21 protein-coding genes and 1 pseudogene are annotated in these 23,017 nt (G+C 64.3%); 7 read left to right on the forward strand and 15 right to left on the reverse strand.

The window, feature by feature from the left end; translation table 11 throughout:
* Nucleotides 1-19 precede the first annotated feature (19 nt).
* Nucleotides 20-397 carry a response regulator gene (locus tag AB5975_20770; protein ID XDR18981.1) on the forward strand — a complete coding sequence of 126 codons (378 nt, stop codon included), beginning with the start codon at nucleotides 20-22 and terminating at the stop codon, nucleotides 395-397.
* 150 nt (nucleotides 398-547) lie between these two features.
* Here AB5975_20770 and AB5975_20775 read toward each other — a convergent pair whose 3' ends face one another.
* From AB5975_20775 to AB5975_20785, 3 genes are read right to left on the reverse strand one after another with little or no spacing between them, the layout of a single operon-like run.
* Complete coding sequence (locus tag AB5975_20775) at nucleotides 548-1,129, reverse strand: TetR/AcrR family transcriptional regulator (GenBank protein ID XDR18982.1); 582 nt, start codon at nucleotides 1,127-1,129, stop codon at nucleotides 548-550.
* A 12-nt stretch (nucleotides 1,130-1,141) separates the two neighbouring features.
* Nucleotides 1,142-1,990: a 3-hydroxybutyryl-CoA dehydrogenase gene (locus AB5975_20780; GenBank protein XDR18983.1), complete on the reverse strand. Its 849-nt coding sequence runs from the start codon at nucleotides 1,988-1,990 to the stop codon at nucleotides 1,142-1,144.
* Between the two features lie 13 nt (nucleotides 1,991-2,003).
* On the reverse strand, nucleotides 2,004-3,188 hold the full coding sequence (locus AB5975_20785) for an acetyl-CoA C-acyltransferase family protein (GenBank protein ID XDR18984.1): 1,185 nt from the start codon (nucleotides 3,186-3,188) through the stop codon (nucleotides 2,004-2,006).
* 170 nt (nucleotides 3,189-3,358) lie between these two features.
* On the opposite strand from AB5975_20785, the gene AB5975_20790 reads away from it, so the two are divergent.
* Nucleotides 3,359-4,378: an AraC family transcriptional regulator ligand-binding domain-containing protein gene (locus tag AB5975_20790; GenBank protein ID XDR18985.1), complete on the forward strand. Its 1,020-nt coding sequence runs from the start codon at nucleotides 3,359-3,361 to the stop codon at nucleotides 4,376-4,378.
* 4 nt (nucleotides 4,379-4,382) lie between these two features.
* On the opposite strand, the gene AB5975_20795 is transcribed toward AB5975_20790, so the two are convergent.
* Entirely contained in the window at nucleotides 4,383-4,820 is a 438-nt protein-coding gene (locus AB5975_20795; GenBank protein XDR18986.1) for a carboxymuconolactone decarboxylase family protein, read from the reverse strand.
* Between the two features lie 201 nt (nucleotides 4,821-5,021).
* Here AB5975_20795 and AB5975_20800 point away from each other — a divergent pair, with 201 nt between their 5' ends.
* Complete coding sequence (locus tag AB5975_20800) at nucleotides 5,022-6,218, forward strand: CynX/NimT family MFS transporter (GenBank protein XDR18987.1); 1,197 nt, start codon at nucleotides 5,022-5,024, stop codon at nucleotides 6,216-6,218.
* Here AB5975_20800 and AB5975_20805 read toward each other — a convergent pair.
* Complete coding sequence (locus AB5975_20805; protein XDR18988.1) at nucleotides 6,211-7,644, reverse strand: PLP-dependent aminotransferase family protein; 1,434 nt, start codon at nucleotides 7,642-7,644, stop codon at nucleotides 6,211-6,213. The genes AB5975_20800 and AB5975_20805 overlap by 8 nt on opposite strands.
* Before the next feature lie 83 nt (nucleotides 7,645-7,727).
* Nucleotides 7,728-8,066 (reverse strand): hypothetical protein, encoded by a 339-nt coding sequence (locus tag AB5975_20810; GenBank protein ID XDR18989.1) that lies wholly within the window; start codon nucleotides 8,064-8,066, stop codon nucleotides 7,728-7,730.
* Nucleotides 8,067-8,262: 196 nt separating this feature from the next.
* Between AB5975_20810 and AB5975_20815 the strand changes: the two genes are divergently transcribed.
* The gene (locus AB5975_20815; GenBank protein XDR18990.1) at nucleotides 8,263-8,841 is read left to right on the forward strand and encodes a flavin reductase family protein; all 579 of its coding nucleotides are present in this window, start codon (nucleotides 8,263-8,265) and stop codon (nucleotides 8,839-8,841) included.
* Between the two features lie 85 nt (nucleotides 8,842-8,926).
* Here the strand turns inward: AB5975_20815 and AB5975_20820 are convergent, their stop codons facing one another.
* The 4 genes and pseudogenes from AB5975_20820 to glcD all read right to left on the reverse strand — a co-directional run bounded on the left by AB5975_20820 (nucleotide 8,927) and on the right by glcD (nucleotide 13,113).
* Nucleotides 8,927-9,325, reverse strand: coding sequence for a heme-binding protein (locus AB5975_20820; GenBank protein ID XDR23006.1), 399 nt, complete (start codon nucleotides 9,323-9,325; stop codon nucleotides 8,927-8,929).
* Nucleotides 9,317-10,552, reverse strand: a pseudogene (glcF, locus tag AB5975_20825) (glycolate oxidase subunit GlcF). Before glcF ends, AB5975_20820 begins: the two are co-directional and overlap by 9 nt.
* Nucleotides 10,553-10,561: 9 nt before the next feature.
* Nucleotides 10,562-11,614, reverse strand: coding sequence for a glycolate oxidase subunit GlcE (glcE, locus tag AB5975_20830; protein XDR18991.1), 1,053 nt, complete (start codon nucleotides 11,612-11,614; stop codon nucleotides 10,562-10,564).
* Nucleotides 11,614-13,113 carry a glycolate oxidase subunit GlcD gene (gene glcD / locus AB5975_20835; protein ID XDR18992.1) on the reverse strand — a complete coding sequence of 500 codons (1,500 nt, stop codon included), beginning with the start codon at nucleotides 13,111-13,113 and terminating at the stop codon, nucleotides 11,614-11,616. Before glcD ends, glcE begins: the two co-directional genes overlap by 1 nt.
* Before the next feature lie 194 nt (nucleotides 13,114-13,307).
* Here glcD and glcC point away from each other — a divergent pair, with 194 nt between their 5' ends.
* On the forward strand, nucleotides 13,308-14,072 hold the full coding sequence (gene glcC, locus AB5975_20840) for a transcriptional regulator GlcC (GenBank protein XDR18993.1): 765 nt from the start codon (nucleotides 13,308-13,310) through the stop codon (nucleotides 14,070-14,072).
* 61 nt (nucleotides 14,073-14,133) lie between these two features.
* Here the strand turns inward: glcC and AB5975_20845 are convergent, their stop codons facing one another.
* The 5 genes from AB5975_20845 to mrdA all read right to left on the reverse strand — a co-directional run bounded on the left by AB5975_20845 (nucleotide 14,134) and on the right by mrdA (nucleotide 19,673).
* The gene (locus AB5975_20845; GenBank protein XDR18994.1) at nucleotides 14,134-14,451 is read right to left on the reverse strand and encodes a DUF2388 domain-containing protein; all 318 of its coding nucleotides are present in this window, start codon (nucleotides 14,449-14,451) and stop codon (nucleotides 14,134-14,136) included.
* Between the two features lie 161 nt (nucleotides 14,452-14,612).
* On the reverse strand, nucleotides 14,613-15,713 hold the full coding sequence (sfnR, locus tag AB5975_20850; GenBank protein XDR18995.1) for a sigma54-dependent transcriptional activator SfnR: 1,101 nt from the start codon (nucleotides 15,711-15,713) through the stop codon (nucleotides 14,613-14,615).
* A gap of 9 nt (nucleotides 15,714-15,722) precedes the next feature.
* Complete coding sequence (locus tag AB5975_20855; protein ID XDR18996.1) at nucleotides 15,723-16,910, reverse strand: acyl-CoA dehydrogenase family protein; 1,188 nt, start codon at nucleotides 16,908-16,910, stop codon at nucleotides 15,723-15,725.
* Nucleotides 16,911-16,919: 9 nt separating this feature from the next.
* Nucleotides 16,920-17,480 carry an FMN reductase gene (gene msuE, locus AB5975_20860; protein ID XDR18997.1) on the reverse strand — a complete coding sequence of 187 codons (561 nt, stop codon included), beginning with the start codon at nucleotides 17,478-17,480 and terminating at the stop codon, nucleotides 16,920-16,922.
* A gap of 297 nt (nucleotides 17,481-17,777) precedes the next feature.
* Nucleotides 17,778-19,673 carry a penicillin-binding protein 2 gene (gene mrdA, locus AB5975_20865; GenBank protein ID XDR18998.1) on the reverse strand — a complete coding sequence of 632 codons (1,896 nt, stop codon included), beginning with the start codon at nucleotides 19,671-19,673 and terminating at the stop codon, nucleotides 17,778-17,780.
* A 560-nt stretch (nucleotides 19,674-20,233) separates the two neighbouring features.
* On the opposite strand from mrdA, the gene AB5975_20870 reads away from it, so the two are divergent.
* Both AB5975_20870 and AB5975_20875 read left to right on the forward strand, forming a co-directional pair.
* The gene (locus tag AB5975_20870; GenBank protein ID XDR18999.1) at nucleotides 20,234-21,574 is read left to right on the forward strand and encodes an MFS transporter; all 1,341 of its coding nucleotides are present in this window, start codon (nucleotides 20,234-20,236) and stop codon (nucleotides 21,572-21,574) included.
* Nucleotides 21,575-21,677: 103 nt separating this feature from the next.
* The gene (locus AB5975_20875) at nucleotides 21,678-22,931 is read left to right on the forward strand and encodes an OprD family porin (protein ID XDR19000.1); all 1,254 of its coding nucleotides are present in this window, start codon (nucleotides 21,678-21,680) and stop codon (nucleotides 22,929-22,931) included.
* Nucleotides 22,932-23,017 lie beyond the last annotated feature (86 nt).

A 23,017-nucleotide genomic window follows, 5' to 3' on the forward strand; every position in this document is an offset into this window, starting at 1 on the left:
AGCATTTCAAGGCGTTAACATGAGTGAAGATGCACAAGATGTGGTTCTGGTCGTCGAGGATGAACCGGCGATTCGCATGATTCTGCGCGACTACCTGGCGGGCGAGGGGTACCACGTACTGGTGGCCGAAGATGGCGAGCAGGCGTTCGCTATCCTGGCCAGCAAACCGCACTTGGACCTGATGGTGACGGACTTCCGCTTGCCGGGAGGTATCTCCGGGGTGGAGATTGCCGAGCCCGCCGTGAAGTTACGACCGGACTTGAAGGTCATCTTCATCAGCGGCTACCCGGCGGAGATTCTCGAGTCTGGCAGCCCGATCACCCGCAAGGCTCCGATCCTGGCCAAGCCATTCGACCTGGATACCTTGCACGAGCAGATCCAGGCACTGCTGCGCTGAAGCCTGCAGGTAAAACGCTATTCCTGTAGGAGCGGCCTTGTGTCGCGAAAGGGCTGCGCAGCAGCCCCAGCAACATCGGCTGCAGGCTGAAATCCTGGGGCCGCTTCGCGACCCTTTCGCGACACAAGGCCGCTCCTACAGTGGCCGTGTCTAACGCAGGGTCCGCTCCAATCCACCCATCAACATGCTCTCCATCAACCCCAGCCCCTGTTCCTCGGGGAGTGCCTTCAACATCCCCGGCAACTGGTTCAGCAGCGTCGCCACAACATGCGCGGTGGCCACCAAAGCCTCCCCCTGCAACGCCGCCTGCGGCGCGATCAACCTCAGCAACCCCGCCTCGTAACGCTTGCGCAACAAGGCCAGGCGTGCCCGCTGGTCATCGCTCAGGCAGCACAGGTCGCGCTCGGCCAGGCGAAACTGCAGCGGGCGCTCGGCATGCAACTGCCAGTGCGCGGCAATCAGGCAGCTCAATGCCGACGCACCACGTGCCATGGCCCGTCGTCCTTGGTCCAGGGTGGCCTGCAGCTCCTCGTACAACTCCTCGATCAAGTCGTACAACAGGTCCTGCTTACTGGGGAAGTGATGGTACAGCGAGCCGGCGGTCAGCCCCACATGGGCCGCCAGCTCGCGCATGCTGACCTGGCCAAAGCCCTTTTCGGCAAACAGCGCCATGGCCCGGTCACGTCGCTCTTCAAAGTTGGCACAGCGCATTGCGGCATTGACCGGGGGCATGGCGCCTTGTCCTCAGTAAGTGAAGAAACCGCGACCGCTCTTGCGCCCCAGCCAACCGGCCGCGACCATTTCCTTGAGCAGCGGGGCAGGACGATACTTGCTGTCGTTGAAGCCTTCATGGAAGGCCTCCATGATCGCCAGCAGGGTATCCAGGCCAATCAGGTCGGCCAGGGCCAGAGGGCCGATCGGCTGGTTGCAGCCCAGGCGCATGCCGGTGTCGATGTCCTCGGCACTGGCCAGGCCTTCCTGGCGCACGAAGATCGCCTCGTTGATCATCGGCACCAGGATGCGGTTGACCACGAAGCCTGGGCGGTTGCCAGCGGTGATCGGCGTCTTGCCGACTTTTTCGGTCACCACCAGCGCCTGTGCGTAGGTGCTGTCGCTGGTCTGCAGGCCGCGAATGATCTCGACCAGCGCCATCATTGGCACCGGGTTGAAGAAGTGCACGCCAATGAAGCGCTCGGGGTGTTCGATGCTGGCGGCCAGCTGGGTGACCGACAGCGACGAGGTATTGGTGGCGATCAGGCAGTCGGCGGCGACGTTGGCGGCCACTTGTTGCAGGATGCGCTGCTTGAGCTGCAGGTTCTCGGTGGCGGCCTCGATCACCAGCTGCGCACTGCTGAGCTGGGTGTAGTCGGTGCTGGTGCGGATGCGTGCTTTCGCCGCCACCGCCTTGTCCGCTTCCAGGGTGCCCTTGCTGACCTGGCGTTCCAGGTTTTTGCTCAAGGTGGCTACACCGCGCTCCAGCGCAGCGTCGGAAACATCCACCAACAGCACCTGGTAGCCGGCGACCGCGCACACCTGGGCAATGCCGTTGCCCATGGTGCCGGCGCCGATCACGGCGATCTGTTCAATGCTCATGTACCAGGCTCCCTCAAACGCGCTCGAAGACAACGGCGATGCCTTGGCCGCCACCGATGCACATGGTGGCCAGGGCGTAGCGGCCCTGGATGCGCTGCAGTTCATGGATGGCCTTGGTGGCGATGATCGCGCCAGTGGCGCCTACCGGGTGGCCCAGGGAAATGCCCGAGCCGTTGGGGTTGACCTTTTCCGGGTCGAAGCCCAACTCGCGGGCCACGGCGCAGGCCTGGGCGGCGAAAGCTTCGTTGGACTCGATCACGTCCAGGTCCTGCAGCTTCAGGCCGGTCTTTTCCAGCACCTTGCGGGTGGCCGGGATCGGCCCAAGGCCCATCAATTCGGGCTCGACACCGGCGTGGGCATAACCCACCAGGCGTGCCAGCGGCTTCAGGCCCAGGCGGCGCACCGCGTCACCAGTGGCCAGCACCAGGCCGGCGGCGCCATCGTTGATACCGCTGGCGTTGCCGGCGGTAACGGTGCCGTCTTTCTTGAACACCGGCTTCATGCCGGCCAGTTGTTCGGCGGTGACATCGCCACGTACGTGTTCGTCGACACTGAACTGCACACTGCCTTTGCGGGTTTTCAGCTCCAGCGGCACGATCTGGCTGTCGAAGCGGCCTTCGGCAATGGCACGGGCGGCGCGGCGCTGGCTGGTCAGGGCCAGTTCGTCCTGCATTTCGCGGGTGATGCCGTGCTTGGCCGAGACGTTTTCGGCGGTGATGCCCATGTGGAAGTGCTGGAACGGGTCATGCAGTACGCCGACGGTGTAGTCGATGCCTTGCAAGTCACCCATGCGCGCCCCCCAGCGGGCCTGTGGCAACAGGTACGGGCCACGGCTCATGGATTCGGCGCCGGCCGCCACGGCCACCTCGGTGTCGCCCAACAGCAAGCCTTGGGCTGCCGAGACGATGGCCTGCAGGCCAGAGCCGCACAGGCGATTGACGTTGAATGCCGGGGTTTCCTTGGGGATGCCGGCGTTCATTGCCGCTACCCGCGCAAGGTACGCGTCACGTGGTTCGGTAGGGATCACCGTGCCCATCACCAGGTGGCCGACTTGCTCGGCGGCAAGGCCCGAACGCTCGATGGCGGCGCGGGTCACGGCACTGGCCAGGTCGGCCAGCGGCAGGTCCTTGAGGGAACCGCCGAAGCCACCAATGGCTGAACGGACGGCACTGACGACGTAGATTTCTGCGCTGCTCATAGGGGCTCCGATTGCGAAGGCATGGCGGGACTGGGCCAGGCTCTGCGAGAATGGCCGACGATATCCCGGAGTGGGTCCGAGTCTAGGCAAAGGCTCTGTGGCAGCCTATGCCGGATCTGTTCAAACAACCTGGCACTTTTTGCCACTCAGCATAGACAGCGAAAACCACCATGCGCGATAGCGATTCGGTCGCCGTGTACTTCCTCAACGCCATGCTCCATGCCCTGCGCGACAGCCCCGCCGAGCGCGACGCTCAGCTGCTGGCGGTGGGCATCGCCCCGCAATTGCTCGACCAGCCCCAGGCACGGGTGCCGGCCAAGGCGTTCGCCCAGCTATGGCTGGCGTTGATCCAGCGCCTGGACGATGAATTTTTCCGCCTCGACAGCCATGGCATGCCGCTGGGCAGTTTTGCCCTGATCTGCCGGGGCTTGATCCTCGAACCGAACCTGGAAAAGGCCTTGCGCCAGTGCATGGGCGGTTTCGGCCTGTTCCTGCGTGATTTGCAGGGCAGCCTGACCGTACGTGGCGGGCGGGCGCTGATCAGTGTGCAGTCGAACATTGCCGACCCGCTGACTCGGGTGTATGCCGAGGAAACCTACCTGGTGCTGATGATCGGCATGCTGTGCTGGCTGGCCGGGCGGCGGATCGCCATCGATCGCACCGAGCTGGCCGAGTTACGCCCGGCCCAGGAGGACGACCTGCTGCTGTGGGGGCCAGACCTGCGCCTGGGCAGCGGGCGCACCGAGGTGGAGTTCGACAGCGCCTATCTGCGCCTGCCAGTGGTGCAGGACCTGGCGGCCTTGAAGACCTTTCTGCGCAGTGCGCCGCAGGGGCTGGTGATCCGTTTTCGCAACCAGAACGGCCTGGTGGCCGAGGTGTACCGGCACCTGCGGGCCCTGCGCTATGGGCAGTGGCCGACGTTGACGGCCCTGGCGCAACAGCAGGGGATCAGTGCCAGTACGTTCCGCCGGCAGTTGGAGCGGGAGGGGCGGTCCTATCAGCAGATCAAGGATGAGGTGCGCCGGGCGATGGCCTTCGAGCGGTTGCGCGAAGGCGAGCTGAGCATTGCCGAAATTGCCGAGCAAGCGGGGTTTCAAGAGCCCAGCGCGTTTCACCGGGCATTCAAGAAGTGGACCGGCCACAGCCCCGGCAGCTATCGGGCGCGGTTGGCCGGTACAGGCAATCAATGAATGATCAGGCCGGCACCATGGCAAACCCGACCCCGAAGCGGTTCCAGGCATTGATGGTGGCAATCGCCAAGGTCAGGTTCGCCACTTCGGCCGGCTCGAAGTGCTCCTGCAAGGCTTCATATCGCCCCTGCGGCGCGCCGTGCTCAGGCAGGCGGGTCAGGCTTTCGACCCAGGCCAGCGCCGCACGTTCACGCGGGGTGAAGTAAGCGGTTTCGCGCCACACGCACAAGGTCTGCAAACGTGCCTCGGTTTCACCCGCCTTGCGCGCATCGTTGGCATGCAGGTTGACGCAGTAGGCGCAGCCGTTGATCTGCGAAGCGCGCAGGCGTACCAGCTCCAGCAACGAACTCTCAAGGCCACTCTTGGCCAGGGCTTGCTCCAGGCCGACCATGGCTTTGTAGGCCTCGGGTGCGTGTTTGGCCCATTCGATACGGTTGTGCATGGCAGTCTCCAAAAGGTGCGGGGTGGTAATGGCGCTACTGTAGCGCCGACCATTGGCCACCCCGATAGCCAATCGTTCGCATGATCAGGAGGCCAATCGCCTATTCAGCTGGCCACTGACACGCATCCAATCTCTTTATTTCTGCCGGGCCAGCCAAGCCGGGATAATGGCCAGGTCTTGCTACAAGAGAAAAGATCCACCATGAGAGCTGCCTTGAACCTGTTGCTGGTGATTTTGCTGGCGCTGAACTTGCGGCCGATTCTGACCAGTATCGGCCCGTTACTCGAACCCATGCGCGCCAGCACCGGCCTGGGCTACCAGCAGGCCGCCTTGCTGACGGCATTACCGGTGCTGTGCATGGGCCTGGTGCCGTTGCTGCAACCGTGGCTGCGACGCTGGGTCAGCGAACATGGCGGTGTGCTCGGGGGCCTGGCCGCGATTGCCCTGGCCTGCCTGTGGCGCCTGCAGCTGGACAGTGCCTGGGCGCTGATCGCCAGTGCGGTGGTCGCCGGCCTGGGCGTGGCAGTGGTGCAGGGCATGATGCCGGGCCTGGTCAACCGCTGGTTCCCCGGGCGTTTGGCTGGGGCGATGGGCTTGTATTCGGCCGCGCTGATGAGCGGCGGCGGCCTGGCTGCAGTGCTCGGGCCACACATCAGCGGCCATTTCGGTCACTGGCAAGCCGGCCTGGGCCTGTGGGCGATCCCGGCAGTGCTGGCGGTGCTGGCCTGGGCCGTGCTGCGGCCGCGCCAGGAAGCGCCGAAGTTGGCGGGGGCTACTGGCGGGCATTGGTTCGGCACCCGCCGGGCGTGGTTGCTGGCCCTGTACTTCGGCCTGATCAACGGCGGCTACACCAGCATGGTGGCCTGGTTGCCGGCTTACCACACCGAGCACGGCGGCAGCGCCCAGGGCGGTGCCGATCTGGTGGGCCTGATGACCGTGTTCCAGGTGGCAGGTGCGCTCGGCCTGCCGCTGCTGTTGCGGCGTTGGGCCGACCGGCGCCCAGGCCTGTGGCTGGCGCTGGCAATCCAGCTGGCGGGATTCCTCGGCCTGCTGCTGGTACCTACGCAGGCTTCGGGGCTGTGGGTAGCCATGATCGGTTTTGGACTGGGCGCCTGCTTCAGCCAAAGCCTGACGCTGACCCTGGAGCACCTGAAAACGCCTGCCGAGGCGGGCAGCCTGGCGGCGTTCGTGCAGGGCATCGGCTTTATCATCACCGGTATCGTGCCGTACATCACCGGCTGGCTGCGTGATGTCAGTGGCGACTTCCAGGCTTCGTGGACACTGCTGACCGTGACTGTTCTGGCAATGTTGCTGGTGACCGTGTGCTTCAACCCGCGTGGCTATGCGGCGGCCATCGCCCGCCCGGCGGTAGTGGGCAAGGCCGCACCGGTCAACTGAGGCGTTGCAGGGTATCGCGCACTCTGTCCAGTGCTGGGTCGATGTCCAGCAATTCGATGGCGCCGAAGCCCAGCAATAGCCCAGGGCGCAACGGCGCTTCGCTGAAGAACGGCGCCAGCGAATACAGGCCGACCTCCACCTTGCGTGCGAGGTTGGCCAGCAACTCCACATCCACCCCGGGTGAGGCCAGGGCACTGAGGTGGAAGCCGGCGCTGGCGGGGATGGCGCTGAACCAGGGTGCCAGGTCGCCGCCCAGGCGTGCCAGGATACGCTCACGGCGGGCACTGTAGACTTCGTGGCAGCGGCGGATGTGCTTGTTCAGGTGGCCTTCGCCCAGAAAGCGCGCCAGCGCCCACTGCAGCAAGGTCGGGCTGTGCCAATCGCTGAGGTGCTTGGCCACGCAAGCGGCCTGCAACACGGCGGGTGGCAACACGGCATAGCCCAGCCTCAGCTCGGGCAGCAAGGTCTTGGAAAAAGTCCCCACATAAGCCACCAGGCCATGGCGGTCGAGGCGCTTGAGTGCATCCGAGGCCGGCCCGTGGTAACGGAATTCGCAGTCGTAATCGTCTTCGATGATCAGTGCGCCCAGCTCGGCAGCCCGTGCCAGCAGGGCGTGCCGGCGTGGCTCGCTCATCGGCATGCCGAGTGGGAACTGGTGCGAGGGCGTCACGTAGATCAGCCGGGTGCCGTCGGCGATCTGCTCCACGCACAGGCCTTCTCCATCCACCGGAACCGACTGCAGCCGTGCACCCAGGGCCAGAAACAGTTGCCGTGCCGGCGGGTATCCGGGGTCTTCCATCGCCACCTGGCAGCCTGGCTCGACCAGCACCCGGGCGATCAGGTCCAGTGCCTGCTGGGCGCCGTTGCACACCAGCAGGTCGGCTGCGCTGCAGTGCACACCGCGCGCGTAGGCGATGTGGTGGGCAATGGCTTCGCGCAGCTCCGGCAGGCCCTGGGCCGGAAATTGTCGCTCGGGGTGGCGCTGGCTACGGCGCAGCGCGTAGTTCAGGCAACTGCGCCACTGGTCAAACGGGAACTGCGCCTTGCTCGAAGCACCGCCGACGAAGTCATAGCGCGAGGGTGCGTGCAGCTGGCGTTGGCCGAGCACGGTGGCGCGTTGCTGCCAGCGCTCGAGGGAGGCGGCGCCGGCCAGGGGGATGGTGTCTGCTTCGTTATTGCGCAGCGGATGGCGCGGGGTGACGAAGGTGCCACGGCCGACCACGCCGCTGAGCAGGTTGTCGTAGGTTAGCCGTGAATAGGCTTCGGCCACGGTCTTGCGCGAGACGCCCAGTTGTTCTGCCAGCAGGCGGGTAGGTGGCAGTTGGGTGCCGGCGGCCAAGTGGCCGCTGTCGATACCGTCGCGCAATTGCTGGTAAAGCTGATCGGCCAGGCCTTTGCGGCCCTCCAGACGAATGTGCAGTTCCATGGGGCGGTCCAGAGCAGGGGAGTGCTCAGGATAGCGGATCAGGGGTGTGCGCAATATCTGCAGGCACGGCTGCATGCCGATACTCAGAGCCGAGCGGTGCTTACGGTGATAAAGCCTTTGTCCGCCAGCGCAATGCGTATCACTGTCTCGTCCGCCGGTGCCTTGCGGCTGCGCTTGATGCGCACGCCATCCACCGCGGCAGCTTTCAGATGCTCTGTGATGGCTCGCCCGTTCGGGTCGAAGAACACTTCGCTGGCCAGCAACTCGATACGTTCGACCAGTTGCCGGGAGTGTTCGTCGGTGGCGCAGAAGAACATCACCCCCGACAGGTGAGGGTCTTCATCGGGGTTGCTGATGTCGTGGGCCAGCATTTCACGCAGGCTGCTGCGCAGTGCGGCAATGGAGCGGGCGTACAGGTGCATACGGAGCCTCCTCTGGATCGCGACCTTGCGTTGTCCAGTGCCGATCTTGTTTTCTGCGCGCAGTGGCAGCAAGTAAGACGCTTCCTATAACTTTGTGGGAAATTTCTGAGGATGCTGGAAGGCCACCGCTGACTGGCGGGAGGCAGGTGTCTGCGGCACAATTCGGCGTCTGATACCCGCCTTGCCGAGGATTGCCATGAACAGCCATTTCCAGCCCGTCGACCTGAAAAAGGCCTATCGCCTGTTGAACCACGGCCCGACAGTGCTGGTTTCGGCCAGCCACGAGGGGGTAGACAACGTCATGGCAGCTGCCTGGGCTTGTGCCCTGGACTTCGACCCGCCCAAGGTAACCGTGGTGCTCGACAAGATCGCCCGCACCCGGCAGTTGGTGGAGGGCAGTGGCTGGTTCGTGATCCAGGTGCCGACCGCTGCGCAGGCGCAACTGACCCACCAGGTGGGGACCCGCAGCCTGTTCGACCAGCCCGACAAACTGGCCAGCATCGGTGTGCAGCTGGCGAGGGTCGAAGGGCATGCGGCGCCATTGGTGCAAGGCTGCTCGGCGTGGTTGATGTGCCGAGTGATCGACGAACCGCATAACCAGAACACCTATGACTTGTTCATAGGCGAAGTGGTGGCCGCCTGGGCGGATGACCGGGTGTTCCGGGATGGGCACTGGGCCTATGAAAGTGCCGACCCGCAGTGGCGCAGCCTGCACTACGTCGCGGGTGGGCATTTTTATGCGATTGGCGAGGCGGTGGTGGTTGAGCCGCAGTAACACCTGTGTTGGCTTCTTCGCGGGCATGCCCGCTCCAACCGCATAGCAACAGGCTGTAAGGCCCCAGAAGAGGTTGGCACGGAACTCAGAGCGCGGCAGCCCCAGCCTTGGCCACCTGGGCATCCTGCTCGGACTTGACCCCGGACACGCCAATCGCGCCTACCACCTGGCCTTCCACCCGCAGCGGCACGCCGCCTTCCAGGCTGGTCAGCAGCGGCGCGGTCACGAAAGCAGTACGGCCGCTATTGACCATCTCTTCATAATCCCGCGTCTCCTTGCGCCCCAATGCGGCAGTGCGCGCCTTTTCCATTGCGATGTAAGCACTGGCGGGCGCGCAGCCGTCCAGGCGCTCCAGGGCCAGCGGATGGCCGCCGTCGTCGACCACGGCGATGGTCACGTTCCATTGCTGCGCCTGGGCTTCCTGGCGCGCGGCGCTCAGTACGCGGGCAATTTCGGCCTGGCCGATCACGAACTTGCTATGCATGGGGGTCTCCGGGTTCAAGGCTGCTTCGACGATTTCGATCCAGTGCCGCACAGGCGTGCGCCCAGCCCCGTCGAGGTGGGCCTGGCAGCCGATGTTGGCCGTGGCGATGACTTGCGGTTTGCCGCTTTCCAGCGCATTCAGGCGATTGTCGCGCAGTTGCAGCGACAATTCAGGCTGGGTCAGCGAATAAGTGCCCGCCGAGCCGCAGCACAGGTGGCCGTCGGGCACCGAGGTCAGGGTAAAGCCCAGCCGCGTCAGCAATGCTTCTACCGCACCGCCCAGTTTCAGGGCGTGCTGCAGTGTACATGGGCAGTGGAAGGCCAGACGCTGTTCGGCGCAAAGGCTCAGTTGCTCGACGGGTTCATCGCGCAAAACTTCTACCAGGTCGCGGGACAGTGCGCTGACCCGCGCGGCCTTGGCAGCGTAGTGAGGGTCTTTTTCCAGCAGGTGGCCGTAGTCGCGGACAAATGCGCCGCAGCCACTGGCAGTTTGTACGATCGCCTCGGCACCTGCTTCGATGGCGGGCCACCAGGCGTCGATATTGCGCTGTGCCCGCTGCAGGCCCTGCTCCTGAGCATTCAGGTGATAGTCCACCGCGCCACAGCAACCGGCCTGCTGGATCGGTTGCACGCTGATGCCCAGGCGGTCGAGCAGCCGCGCAGCCGCGGCGTTGGTATTGGGTGACAGGGTTGGTTGCACGCAACCTTCCAGCATCAGCACCCGGCGTGCATGGCGTGGCGCGGGGCGGTCGCCGGGTGGCGTGATGCGGGCCGGCAGCTTGCGTTTGAGCGTGGCCGGCAGCAGCGGGCGCAGCGCCTGGCCGCTGCGGGTCAGGGCTTTGAACAATGCCGGGCGCGGCACTACCGCACGCAGGCCCTGGCGCAGCAGGCGCTGGCCGAGCGGGCGCGGCACCTGCTGCTCGACCACCGCCCGGCCAATGTCCAGCAGGTCGTGGTACTTCACCCCGGATGGGCAGGTGGTTTCGCAGTTGCGGCAGGTCAGGCAGCGGTCCAGGTGCAACTGGGTGCTGGCGGTGACCGGCTTGCCTTCGAGCACCTGCTTGATCAGGTAGATACGCCCGCGCGGGCCGTCCAGTTCATCGCCTAGCAACTGGTAAGTGGGGCAGGTGGCGGTGCAGAAGCCGCAGTGCACGCAGGATCGCAGGATGCTTTCGGCTTCTTCGGCGCGGGCCAGGCGGCGGGCTGTTTCGCTGAGGTTGGTTTGCATGGTCTGGCCTCACAGGTCCGGGTACAGGCGACCGGGGTTGAACACCCCCTGGGGGTCGAGCTGCTGCTTGAGGGCGCGGTGGTAGCGCATCAGGGCGGCGGACAGCGGCGGGCTGCTGGCTGCACCGGGGGCATAGCAGGTGGCGTGGCCGCCCACCTTGGCGACCTGGTCGCGAATGGCCTGAACCGGTGCGCCGGTTGTGAGCCAGCGCTGGGCGCCACCCCAGTCGATCAGCTGTTGGCCGGGCAGGTCCAGCTCGCCGCAGGCGTTGGGTACGGACAGGCGCCACAGCGGAGCGGCGCCGGCAAAAAATGGCAGCCGTTGTTCGCGCAGGTCGCTCCAGAACCGGTTGTGGAGTGTTTCGCCACCCAGGCGCCGGTACGCCGACTGCACCGAGCCTTCGCCGCCTTCCAGGCGCAGGTACAGTGCTTCGCCGTCATGGCAGGCGGCGCTGATCGGTAGCGGTTGCTGCCCCCATTCGGCCAGCTCCGCCAGGGCTTCATGGCGGCTCATCGGCAGGCGCAGGCCAAGGCATTGACGTGGGCGTGGCAGCACTTTCAGCGACACTTCGGTCAGCAGCCCCAGGCAGCCGAAGCTGCCCGCCATCAGGCGTGATACATCGTAACCGGCCACGTTCTTCATCACCTCGCCGCCAAAGCGCAACAGCTTGCCGTGGCCGGTGATCACGCGGGTGCCAAGCACATAGTCACGCACCGACCCGGCCCACGGCCGCCGTGGGCCAGACAACCCGGCCGCGACCATCCCTCCCAGCGTGGCTTCCGGGCCCAGGTGCGGTGGTTCGCAGGGCAGCATCTGGCCGGCTTCGTGCAGGGCCGCCTCGATTTCGCGCAGCGGCGTGCCGGCGCGGGCGGTGAGCACCAGTTCGGTCGGATCGTAGCTGACGATGCCGCGGTGGCTGCGGGTATCGAGCACTTCACCGGCCACTGGGTTGCCGAGCATCGCCTTGCTGTTGCTGCCCTGGATACGCAGTGGCGTGCGTTGGTTCAGCGCCTGGTTTACCTGTTCCAGCAGTGCCTGGCTCATGTCGCGGTCCATGCTCATCAGAAACGCTCCAGTTCGGGGAAGGGCAGCTGCCCATGGTGCACATGCATGGCGCCGAATTCGGCGCAGCGGTGCAAGGTGGGAATGTTCTTGCCGGGGTTGAGCAGGCCCTGCGGGTCGAAGGCGGCCTTCACCGCGTGGAACAGGGTGATTTCGTCGCTGTTGAACTGCGCGCACATCTGGTTGATCTTCTCGCGGCCCACGCCATGTTCACCGGTGATGCTGCCGCCCACTGCCACGCACAGTTCGAGGATCTTGCCGCCGATGGCTTCGGCACGCTCCAGCTCGCCGGGGCGGTTGGCATCGAACAGGATCAGCGGATGCATGTTGCCGTCGCCGGCATGGAACACATTGGCCACGCGCAGGCCGTATTCAGCGGACAGGTCACTGATACCCTTGAGCACCCGGGGCAGTTCGCGGCGCGGGATGGTGCCGTCCATGCAGTAGTAGTCCGGGGAGATGCGCCCTACCGCTGGAAAGGCGTTCTTGCGCCCGGCCCAGAAGCGCACGCGCTCGGCTTCGTCGCAGGCCAGGCGCACCTCGCGGGCCCCGGCATGCGTCAGTACGTCGGCGACCCGCGCGCAGTCGTCGTGTACGTCGGCCTCCACGCCATCCAGCTCGCACAGCAGGATCGCCGCCGCGTCCACCGGGTAGCCAGCGTGGATGAAGTCCTCGGCGGCGCGGATCGCCAGGTTGTCCATCATCTCCAGGCCGCCGGGGATGATGCCGGCCGCGATGATGTCGGCGACTGCCCGGCCGGCGTCCTCGACGCTGTCGAAACTGGCCAGTAGCACTCGCGCCACCTGGGGCTTGGGTAGCAGCTTGACGGTAACTTCGGTGACGATACCCAGCATGCCTTCGGAGCCGGTGAACAGCGCCAGCAGGTCGAAACCTGGGCTGTCCAGGGCATCGCTGCCGAGGGTCAGGTGCTCGCCCTCGATCGTGAGGATTTCCACCTTGAGCAGGTTGTGCACGGTCAGGCCGTACTTGAGGCAGTGCACGCCACCGGCATTTTCGGCGACGTTGCCACCGATGGAGCAGGCTATTTGCGAGGAGGGGTCTGGTGCGTAGTACATACCATGAGGTGCGGCGGCCTGGGAGATGGCCAGGTTGCGCACGCCCGGCTGCACACGGGCGTAGCGACCCTGCGGGTTCACCTCAAGGATACGATTGAAGCGCGCCATCACCAGCAGGATGCCCTTCGCCAGCGGCAGGGCACCGCCCGACAGGCCGGTACCGGCGCCTCGGGCGACCACCGGTACGCCACGTTGGTGGCACAGTTTCAGTAGTGTTTGCACCTGCTCCAGGCGCTCGGGCAGCACCACCAGCAGTGGCACGGTGCGGTAGGCCGACAGGCCGTCGCATTCGTAGGGTTTGAGGTCTTCTTCGCGGTGCAGGATTTCGAGGTCTGGCAGGGCATCGCGCAGCGCCTGCAACAGGTCAGCCTGGTTCACGTTGGGCAACGCGCCATCGACGCGCTCGTCGTACAGGATATTCATCGGCTCACTCGGCAACGGTTTTTGTTGTTGTTGGCAAAGCGATCACCCTGCCAGCGTGCGCGTGCCGGCGGCTGTAGTCGAGTGCGGCAGGTACTGGTCCTACCAGTTTTTCTGCCAGGCTGTGGCTATTACCGGCTTTGTCCGGCTAGATTGAAGCCAGTGATGCAACTGGTCCTACCAGTAGGGGCGTTGAGATGGGTACTGAAGGCAAGGCCAAGGTCGCCGATCAGGTCGCCGAACGGGTCGAACGGTTGATCGTCGAAGGCGTACTGAAGGTGGGCCAGGCGCTGCCGTCCGAGCGGCGGCTGGTGGAAAAACTAGGCTGTTCGCGCTCGGCTCTGCGGGAGGGCCTGCGCATCCTGCGTGGGCGCGGCATCATCGACACCGAGCAAGGGCGTGGCTCGTTCGTCGCCGACCTGACGGGGCAGGTGGGGAGCACGCCGTTGATGCACCTGTTCAGCTCGCAACCGCGCACGTTGTTCGACTTGCTGGAGGTGCGGGCGTTGCTGGAGGCGGAGTCGGCGCGGCTGGCGGCTTTGCGCGCCACCGAGGTCGACCGTTTGCTGATCCGTCGGCGCTACGAAGAAATGCTGGCTGCCCATGAAACCGCGCAGGCGCTCGATGCTCGCGAGCATGCCCACCGTGACCATGCCTTTCACCGGGCGATCAGCGAGGCGTCGCATAACCCGGTGCTGGTGCATACCCTGCAATCGCTCAGTGACCTGACCCTGAGTACTGTGTTCGCTTCGGTCAACAACCTGTACTGCCGGCCTGCGCAGAAACGCCAGATCGATCGCCAGCATGCACGGTTGTATCACGCAGTGATGGAGCAACTGCCGGAGCAGGCTCAGCGGGCCGCACGCGAGCACATCAACGGGATACGTGACAGTTTGCGAGAGATAGAGCAGGAAGAGCAGCGCTTGGTCAGGGCGACCATGCGCATGGATGGCTGGGGTTGAATTGTAACCCCGCACCGGCCTGTTCGCGGACAATGCCGAGCACAGGCCGGTACAGGTTCACTCAATGGTCAGCCACAGGGTCATCCTGAGACAGGATTGCCCTGGCCAACTCTTCATCATTGGCTTGCAGCCCTGGGTGGTCCTTGCGGGCCTGTTCCAAAGCCGACTCCACATAGGCGCCGCGGATGGCACCGCCGCTGGCGACGAACGCAGAAAGCTCGTCACGGGCCGGGATGATCCGTTTGTCATCCTTGAAGGTCGAATACAGCGAGGCGGAAACACCGGCCGAGGTGGCGACGTCGCCCGCATCGACGCGGGCCAGGGCAGCACCGGCAGGCAGCAGGAGCAGCAGCGCAGGGGCGAGGAATAGGTGGCGCATGTCGTGTTCTCCAGTAGCGTGAAGCACAGGGAAATAAACCACTCAGTGTTTAAGAGAGCAGGTGAGTGCGGGTAGTTCCCTTTCCTGGCTGGAATGACGAGAGGGGCAGGTACAGCGCAGGGCTCGATCTCAGTGAGGCCTCTGTGGAAGCGGCTCAAGGGTCAAATCGACAACCGCACCACCCGGTTGTCCAGCACCTGTTGCTCCTGTCCCCGCCGCTTGTTCACTACAAGCTCACCAATCGCAATCAGCCGGGTGCGCGTGATGTTGCGCGACAACCCCAGCAACTGCGCGGTATGCACCTGGTTGTAATGGCAGAACCGGTACGCCGAGCGCAGCAGGGCATTTTCCACCTTCTCGTAAAGATCACCCGACTGCTCCTCGTACAGCCGGCTGAACGCGCGCTGTAGCAAGTCATCCACGCCATTGCCTGCCGGCTCCTCCTCTTGCCGTTCGATACGCAAGTTGGACAAACGCAGGTCCTGCGCTTGCACCGTGCCATCGCCACAGGTCAACAAGCTGTGGTGAATCACGTTTTCCAGCTCACGGATGTTGCCCGGCCAACTGTACTCGACCAGCTTGGCCTGGGCCTTGGGGCTCAGTTCCACCGGCCCGTAGCCCAACCGGTCGCTGTAACTGCGGATGAAATGCCGGGCCAGTGGCAGGATGTCGCCCGGACGGTCGCGCAACGGGTGCAACTGCAACGTCACCACGTTCAGCCGGTAGTACAGGTCTTCACGGAAATGTCCGGCGTTGATGGCCTTTTCCAGCTGTACGTTGGTCGCCGCCAGGACCCGCACGTTGATCGGGATGCTCTTGCGCGAGCCCAGCCGCACCACTTCGCGTTCTTGCAGTACACGCAGCAGCTTGACCTGGATCGGCAGCGGCAAGTCGCCAATTTCGTCGAGGAACAAGGTGCCGCCGTTGGCCTCTTCGAACCAGCCGGCCTTGGCCGCGAGGGCGCCGGTGAAGGCGCCCTTTTCATGGCCGAACAGTTCGGCTTCCACCAGCGACTCGGAAAATGCGCCGCAGTTGACCGCAACGAACGGGCCGTTGCGCCGACCGCTGAGGTTGTGGATGTGGCGTGCGACCAGCTCCTTGCCCGTGCCGGTTTCGCCGATGATCAGGACGCTGGCCTCGCTGGGGGCGACCTGTTGCAGGTGGGCGAGCAGCGCCTGTGATCTTGGGTCTTCGAAGACCTGTGCGGTCGCCCGGATCGAGGTAGCCAGTGTCGGTGACGGGGGGAGGGTCAGCAGTTGCATGGGCAGTCCTCAGGAGTAGAAGGATGGGGCAGGGCGTTTGTCGTTGAGGGCCCACTCGCCAAGTTCGTGGATGCGATAGTCCACCGGGTCGTGCAGGGTTTGCGTGCGCAGGTTGCGCCAGTGCCGGTCGAAGCGCAGCGAGGCATGCGTGGCGCGGGCACCGGTAACCTCGAACAGGCGGTTGCAGATGTCCAGGCCGTGGCGGCTGGCGGCGACCTTGGCAGTGCTGATGGCCAGGGCCAGGTCGCCGCGCTCATCAGCGGTAAGTGCATGTTCCTTGACCCAGGCGGCGTCCAGCTGGCGCGCGGCCCGCTCGATCAGCAGGCGCACGCTTTCCAGGCCAACCCAGAACTCGCCGTAATGGCGCAGTACGTAAGGGTCTTCGGCGCTGCTGGCGGCGCTGGAGCGGAACCACGGGCGGCTTTCCTTGAGGGTGTACTGACGGGCTTCATCGAAGGCGCCTTCGGCAATGCCGAGGAACAGGTTGGCGAAATGCAGCTGGGCGATCAGTGGACGCAAGGCGGCGAACGGGGTGCTCAAGGGGCCTGGATCAAGCAGCAGTTCGTTGTGCTCGACCCGTACCCGCTCGAAGGTGGCGCTGCCACTGTCGGTCTGGCGCTGGCCGATGTTGTTCCAGTCGCTGTGCAGACTGATGCCGGTGCGGCCGCTGGGGATGGCGGCAATCAGCAACTTGCCGCCGGCACGTTCGTCCACTGCCGAGGCAATCAGCATTTCCGAGTCGCTGGCGCCGGAGCAGAAACTCTTCTTGCCCGAAAACTCGCACCAGCCGTCGAAATGCTTGACCACGGTGCGGGTGTCCAGCGGGTTCAGGGCATTGCCCCAGAACCACTGTTTGCGAGCAGTCTGTTCGAACCACGGTTGCCATTGGTCCGGGCGCGAGAACAGGCGCACGGTGGCCAGCATCAGGTGGTGAAAACCGAAAACATGGGCGATGGAGCTGTCGACCCGCGCGAACTCGCGCACCACCGCGAAGGTGTCGTGCCAGCTGGCACCCTGGCCGCCGAACGCCTGTGGGATCGCCAGTGACAGCAAGCCGCTGTCACGCAAAGCGTTGCGCTCGGCTTTGGGTGTGCCACCGCGTTCGTCGCGTTCCACAGCGGTCTGGGCAAACTGCCCGGCCAGTTCGCGGGCAATCGCCAAGGCCGGGCGCAGTGGTGTAGTCACAGGTGCATTCATGGCCGCTCCTCAGGCGCTTTTACGCAGGGCGTGGTGGGCGCCGAACAGTGGCACGGCACGCTCGGCGGCCAGGCGGATACGGGCGGCAAGGGCGTCGCTGGAGACGCGGTAGTCGGCCATTTCCGCCTGGCTGGCGAATACGCCGATGGGCAGGGTCAGGGCCTGCAGGAAGCTGAACAGCGGGCGCAGCTGGTGGTCGAGCACCAGCGCGTGGCGTTCGCTGCCACCGGTGGCGGCGAGCAACACCGGGGTGTCGACCAAGGCGTCCTGGCCGATCAGGTCGAACAGGTGCTTGAAGTGGCCGGTGAAGCTGCCGCGGTACACCGGCGTGGTCACCACCAGCAGGTCGGCCCGTTCCACCAGGCGCAGTTGCTGCTCGACAGTGTCGGGCAGTTCGCTGCGCCACAGGGCGCTGCCCAGTGGCCGGGCGATCTCGCCCAGTTCGATCAGGTGCGGCTTGATGTGCAGGTGTTCGGCCAGTTCGGCGAGGATCGCTTCGGTCAGGGCCAGGGTGCGCGAAGGGCGGGAAGTGCCGCCGGACAGGGCTACGACGTTCAGTGGGGTGCTCATGGGCTAGTCTCCGGTTCTGGTTGAGCGGGACTTTGCTTGAGCAATCGTCGTGCCTGGTTCTAATGTTGTTATAGATCAACGAGTTAGCGGGTATTAGTGGCTGCGCTGCTGTTGCCGTGCGGGCGTTTTGTGTTGATCAGGTGTTGCGCTGCAAACAGTTGGCCGGGTGTTGGCGGCTGTACAGTTGGGAGAGTTATAGAGGATTAATGAATAGGTAAAAAAGAATAAGAAGTCATATTCTTATTCTATTTTTATCTTCAAGGTGCTGCGTGGTGCTGCCCAGCAGCCCCAAGCACCCTAGATGTGGGGGGCGTTGCGAGGGGATACCCCACCCGCAAATTCCGGTTTCAAATGCCCCTGTTCATCCAGCAGGTAAGCATCCATCACCTCCCGCACCACCGGCCCGGCCACTCGGCCCCCAGCCTCGCCGTTCTCGATCATCACGGCCACCACCACGCTCGGGTGGTCAGCCGGGGCAAAGCCAACGAACAGGGCGTTGTCACGGTGCCTTTCCAGCGTCTTGTCGCGGTTGTAGCGCTCACCCTGTTTGATTGCCACCACCTGCGCGGTACCGCTCTTGCCTGCAATCCGGTACTGCGCACCGGCGGCTGCGGCGCGGGCGATGCCGCGCGGGTCGTGCATGACCATCTGCATGCCTTGGCTGACCTGGTCCCAGGCGTGCTTGTCATGCAGCACGATATTGGGCATTGGGTTGGGGTCCACCGGCACATCGCCGCCCACGGTCATGGCCAGGTGCGGGCGATGCCACACGCCTTTGCTTGCCAGCAGGCTGGTGGCTTGGGCCAGCTGTAGCGGGGTGACCTGCATGTAGCCTTGGCCAATGCCGAGGATCAGTGTCTCACCCGGGAACCAGGCCTGGCGCCGCGTGGCGCGCTTCCACTCGGCCGAAGGCATCAGCCCCGAGGCCTCCTCGAACATGTCCAGCGACACCTTCTGGCCCAGGCCGAACTCGGCCATGTAATCGTGCAGGCGGTCGATGCCCAGTTTATGAGCCAGGTCGTAGAAGTAGGTGTCGTTGGAGCGCATGATGGCGGTGTACATGTCTACCCAGCCGTCGCCGCTGCGGTTCCAGTTGCGGTACTTGTGGTCGTAGTTGGGCAACTCATAGTAGCCAGGGTCGAACACCCGGCTGCCAGGGGTGATCACGCCGCTGTCGAGGCCGGCGATGGCAACTTCAGGTTTAACCGTCGAGCCGGGCGCATACAGGCCACGCAGCACGCGGTTGAACAACGGGCGGTCGATCGAATCGCGCAGGGCGGCGTACTGCTTGAAACTAATGCCCTTGACGAACAGGTTGGGGTCGAAGCTGGGGTTGCTGACCATCGCCAGTACGTCGCCATTGGCCGGGTCCAGCACCACCACCGAGCCACGGCGCTCGCCCAGGGCCTTTTCCGCGGCCACCTGCAAGTGCGCGTCCAGGGTCAGGACAATGTCCTGACCAGGGGTTGGGTCCTTGTGGTTGAGCACGCGCATCACCCGGCCCTGGGCGTTGGTCTCGACCTCTTCATAGCCCACGTGGCCATGCAGCTGGCTCTCGTAGAAGTGCTCGATGCCGGTCTTGCCGATTGACTGGGTGCCGCGGTACTCGGTGCTGTCGAGGACCTTGGCTTCTTTCTCGTTGATGCGCCCCACATAGCCGACCGAATGGGCGAAATGCTCGGCCAGCGGGTACTCGCGGATGAACTGCGGCTCGACCTCCAGGCCCGGCAGGCGGAACTGGTTTACCGCGACCAGGGCGATCTGCTCTTCGCTCAGGCCCACCATCAGGGTCACCGGCTCGAACGGCTTGCGGCCACGGCGCAGGTCTTTGTCGAACTGCTTGCGGTCGTCTTCGGTCAGGCCTAGTACCTGGGTCAAGGTGTCGAGTACTTTGGCCGAATCGCCGCCGGCCCGCTCACGGGTCATGGTCAGGTCGAAACTGGGCTTGTTGTCGGCCAGCACCACGCCATTGCGGTCGTAGATCAGCCCGCGTTCGGGGGCGATGGGTAGCACGTGCACGCGGTTGTTTTCCGACACCGCGGTCTGCTGGTCGTGCTGCAGTACCTGCAGCACATAGAGCCGGCCCACCAATACGGCACACAGGCTGAACACCAGGGCGGCGCAGGCCAGAAGCCGGCGGTTCACCAGGTGTTTTTCCTTTTCGTGGTCCTTGAGAGGGATGGGTTGCGGCATCAGGGGCTCTTTCCTACAGGCATCGCGCTGGCCGTGCGGGCGCGCGATCGGGCCGGGGATGCTACGCAACACATCCCGCCCTCTCAAGGCGAGGCGCGGCTGGCCGCAGGCTGATAACGCCTGTGTGTCCCATGATCAGGGCGCTGGCGGCAAACATGAAGATTTGTTCATGGCTGAGCCGCATGGAGGATTCGATGCTGGTTTTTTGCGTCATTATGGATCCATAAATGAATCGTGTTCGATTAACGAACGAAAAATCATATTAGGCTTAAGCGGATAACCTATTGAAATAAATAGATAAAAAATAAAATTGGTAGATCGGTCACATAGAGTTTTGGTGGTTTTCTCAAAGCGCTTGGCTTTGGTTTGTTGTTTGTGGATCCATTATCTGATTGATTAGCGCCTGACAACGGCCGGAGCCCTCCTGCCGTATGCGACAACAATTACAAAAAGGGTCCAGTCATGAATGGCTTTCCAAGGGTACGGAACCGTCAGGGTTCCATGCGCTTTGCCGGCGTGTGCGCATCAGTTCTCCCACCTGTGAACCGGCAGGTGGCCCCATGAATACCGACCTCAAGCAACGCCTGGACAACGACCCAATGGGCCGCTTCCAGTGCCTGGCCATTGGTATTTGCATCATCCTCAACATGATCGATGGCTTCGACGTGCTGGTCATGGCCTTCACCGCCGCCTCGGTGTCCGCCGAGTGGGGCCTGAACGGCGCACAGGTAGGGCTGCTGCTCAGCGCCGGCCTGTTCGGCATGGCAGCCGGGTCGTTGTTCATCGCCCCGTGGGCCGACCGGTTTGGTCGACGCCCACTGATCCTGTTGTGCCTGGCGCTTTCGGGCATTGGCATGCTGCTCTCGGCACTGAGCCAAACCCCGCTGCAATTGGCGCTGTTGCGAGGCCTGACCGGGCTGGGCATTGGCGGCATCCTGGCCAGTAGCAACGTGATCGCCAGCGAGTACGCCAGCAAGCGCTGGCGTGGCCTTGCGGTGAGCCTGCAGTCCACCGGCTATGCCCTGGGCGCGACCCTGGGCGGGTTGCTCGCGGTGTGGCTGTTGGGGCATTGGGGCTGGCGCTCGGTGTTCCTGTTCGGCGGCATCGTCACCGTGCTGGTGATCCCGCTGGTATTGCTGTGGCTGCCGGAGTCGTTGGACTTCCTGCTGGCTCGCCGGCCAGCCAATGCCCTGGCCCGGGTCAACCGCCTGGCAGTGCGCCTCGGTCAGCCGGCACTGGCGCAACTGCCGGCACTGGCGGCGAGGGCGCAGGGTACCACCCGTGGTTTCAGGCAACTGCTGGCGCCGGATATGCGCCGCACCACGTTGGTGATCTGGTTGCTGTTCTTCCTGGTCATGTTCGGCTTCTACTTCGTCATGAGTTGGACGCCGAAACTGCTGGTGGCCGCTGGCCTGTCGGCCCAGCAGGGCATCACCGGCGGTGTGCTGTTGAGTGTCGGCGGCATCCTCGGTGCGGCGCTGATCGGCGGGCTGGCATCGCGTTGGCCACTGACGGGGGTACTGGCGTTGTTCATGCTCATCACCGCCGCACTGCTGGTGTTGTTCGTGGTCAATGGGGCCTCGGTCACTGCTGCGCTGGCGCTGGGGTTGCTGATCGGGCTGTTTTCCAACGGCTGCGTGGCCGGCCTGTATGCCTTGTCGCCAGTGGTCTATGACGCCTCGGTACGCGCCACCGGCGTGGGCTGGGGCATCGGTATTGGCCGCATGGGCGCGATCCTGTCGCCGACCGTGGCTGGCGTATTGCTCGATGGCGGCTGGCAACCGCTGCACCTGTACGGGGTGTTCGCCAGCGTGTTCGTGCTGGCCGCAGGTTGCCTGTTGCTACTGCGGCCAATGGCCAAGCCAGCGGCCGCCCTCTCTACCGATGCACTGAGCCACTGAGTGCAACCCGGCCTGGCCGGGTACCTGAATGCAGCACGTCGCCCCAAGCCCATACCGGCCTGGGGCGGTTGGCTGCGCCTATGAAAAGCGGAGAACAATAATAATGATGCACACAACTTGCACGCTGGCCCGTTCGGCCCTGGCGGTGTCGCTGGCGCTTGGCCTGGGTTTGCCGGCCTGGGCCGAGGAGGGCGGCTTCCTTGAAGATGCCAAGGCCGGGCTGACACTGCGCAACTACTACTTCAACCGCGACTTCCGCGACGCAGGGGCGGCCAAGAGCAAGGTCGAAGAATGGGCCCAGGGTTTCATTTTCAAGTTCAGCTCTGGCTACACATCGGGGCTGATCGGTGTTGGCCTGGACGGTATCGCCATGTTCGGCGTGAAGCTGGACAGCGGCCGTGGTACCAGCGGCTCCGAACTGCTGCCGGTGCACGATGACCGGCGTGCGGCCGGCGACTATGGTCGCGCCGGTCTGGCGGCCAAGCTGCGTATTTGCGCGACCGAACTGAAGGTCGGTGAGCTGTTGCCGGATATTCCGCTGCTGCGCTACGACGATGGCCGCCTGCTGCCACAGACGTTCCGCGGGGCAATGCTCGATTCGCGGGAGATCGAAGGCCTGAGCCTGCAGGCCGGCCAGTATCGCGAGGTGAGCCTGCGCAATTCTTCCGACATGCAGGACCTTTCCGCCTGGGCCGCGCCTGGGGTGACTTCGGATGGTTTCAACTATGTCGGCGCCGAGTACCGCTTCAACCAGCAGCGCACGCAGATCGGCGCCTGGCATTCGCAACTGGAGGACATTTACCAGCAAAGCTACTTCAACCTGCTGCACAGCCAGCGGCTGGGGGAGTGGACACTGGCGGCCAACCTTGGCTACTTCATCGACCGGGATGATGGACAGGCGCGCATTGGTGATATCCAGAGCCGCACTGGCTACGCTTTGCTGTCGGCCTCGCACAGTGGCCATACCCTGTACCTGGGGTTGCAGAAGGTCAGTGGCGACAGCCCGTGGATGTCGGTGTATGGCAGTAGCGGGCGGACCTTGGGCAACGACATGTTCAACGGCAACTTCAGCAACGCCGACGAGCGCTCGTGGCAAGTGCGCTACGACTACAATTTTGCCGCTATGGGTGTGCCTGGGTTGCTGGCCATGGTGCGCTACGGGCATGGTGAAAATGCCACCACGGCGGCCGGCAGCAATGGCAAGGAGTGGGAGCGCGATACCGAAGTGAACTACACCTTCCAGAGCGGGGCGTTGAAGAACCTCAACATCCGCCTGAACAATGCGACCAACCGGCGCAGCTTTAACAGTGATTTCGACCAGACGCGGCTGATTGTCAGCTATCCGCTGACGTTGTAAACGCCGCGACTTAATCGTTGGCTGGCCTGCCGGCGATGTGGGCTAACAGGCCACCAACAACCCCTCACCTTGCGCTAAGATGCCCG

This window comes from Pseudomonas putida, from assembly GCA_041071465.1.
In the GTDB taxonomy this organism is placed as follows: domain Bacteria; phylum Pseudomonadota; class Gammaproteobacteria; order Pseudomonadales; family Pseudomonadaceae; genus Aquipseudomonas; species Aquipseudomonas putida_P.

Coding starts and splice junctions, on each gene's coding strand:
- AB5975_20870 (XDR18999.1), top strand. CDS start 20,234: ATGAATACCGACCTCAAGCAACGCCTGGACAACGACCCAATGGGCCGC.
- AB5975_20800 (XDR18987.1), top strand. CDS start 5,022: ATGAGAGCTGCCTTGAACCTGTTGCTGGTGATTTTGCTGGCGCTGAAC.
- glcC (XDR18993.1), top strand. CDS start 13,308: ATGGGTACTGAAGGCAAGGCCAAGGTCGCCGATCAGGTCGCCGAACGG.
- AB5975_20815 (XDR18990.1), top strand. CDS start 8,263: ATGAACAGCCATTTCCAGCCCGTCGACCTGAAAAAGGCCTATCGCCTG.
- AB5975_20770 (XDR18981.1), top strand. CDS start 20: ATGAGTGAAGATGCACAAGATGTGGTTCTGGTCGTCGAGGATGAACCG.
- AB5975_20780 (XDR18983.1), bottom strand. CDS start 1,990: ATGAGCATTGAACAGATCGCCGTGATCGGCGCCGGCACCATGGGCAAC.
- msuE (XDR18997.1), bottom strand. CDS start 17,480: ATGAGCACCCCACTGAACGTCGTAGCCCTGTCCGGCGGCACTTCCCGC.
- AB5975_20775 (XDR18982.1), bottom strand. CDS start 1,129: ATGCCCCCGGTCAATGCCGCAATGCGCTGTGCCAACTTTGAAGAGCGA.
- glcE (XDR18991.1), bottom strand. CDS start 11,614: ATGAGCATGGACCGCGACATGAGCCAGGCACTGCTGGAACAGGTAAAC.
- AB5975_20810 (XDR18989.1), bottom strand. CDS start 8,066: ATGCACCTGTACGCCCGCTCCATTGCCGCACTGCGCAGCAGCCTGCGT.
- AB5975_20790 (XDR18985.1), top strand. CDS start 3,359: ATGCGCGATAGCGATTCGGTCGCCGTGTACTTCCTCAACGCCATGCTC.
- mrdA (XDR18998.1), bottom strand. CDS start 19,673: ATGCCGCAACCCATCCCTCTCAAGGACCACGAAAAGGAAAAACACCTG.
- AB5975_20785 (XDR18984.1), bottom strand. CDS start 3,188: ATGAGCAGCGCAGAAATCTACGTCGTCAGTGCCGTCCGTTCAGCCATT.
- AB5975_20795 (XDR18986.1), bottom strand. CDS start 4,820: ATGCACAACCGTATCGAATGGGCCAAACACGCACCCGAGGCCTACAAA.
- AB5975_20855 (XDR18996.1), bottom strand. CDS start 16,910: ATGAATGCACCTGTGACTACACCACTGCGCCCGGCCTTGGCGATTGCC.
- sfnR (XDR18995.1), bottom strand. CDS start 15,713: ATGCAACTGCTGACCCTCCCCCCGTCACCGACACTGGCTACCTCGATC.
- AB5975_20820 (XDR23006.1), bottom strand. CDS start 9,325: ATGCATAGCAAGTTCGTGATCGGCCAGGCCGAAATTGCCCGCGTACTG.
- AB5975_20845 (XDR18994.1), bottom strand. CDS start 14,451: ATGCGCCACCTATTCCTCGCCCCTGCGCTGCTGCTCCTGCTGCCTGCC.
- glcD (XDR18992.1), bottom strand. CDS start 13,113: ATGAATATCCTGTACGACGAGCGCGTCGATGGCGCGTTGCCCAACGTG.
- AB5975_20875 (XDR19000.1), top strand. CDS start 21,678: ATGATGCACACAACTTGCACGCTGGCCCGTTCGGCCCTGGCGGTGTCG.
- AB5975_20805 (XDR18988.1), bottom strand. CDS start 7,644: ATGGAACTGCACATTCGTCTGGAGGGCCGCAAAGGCCTGGCCGATCAG.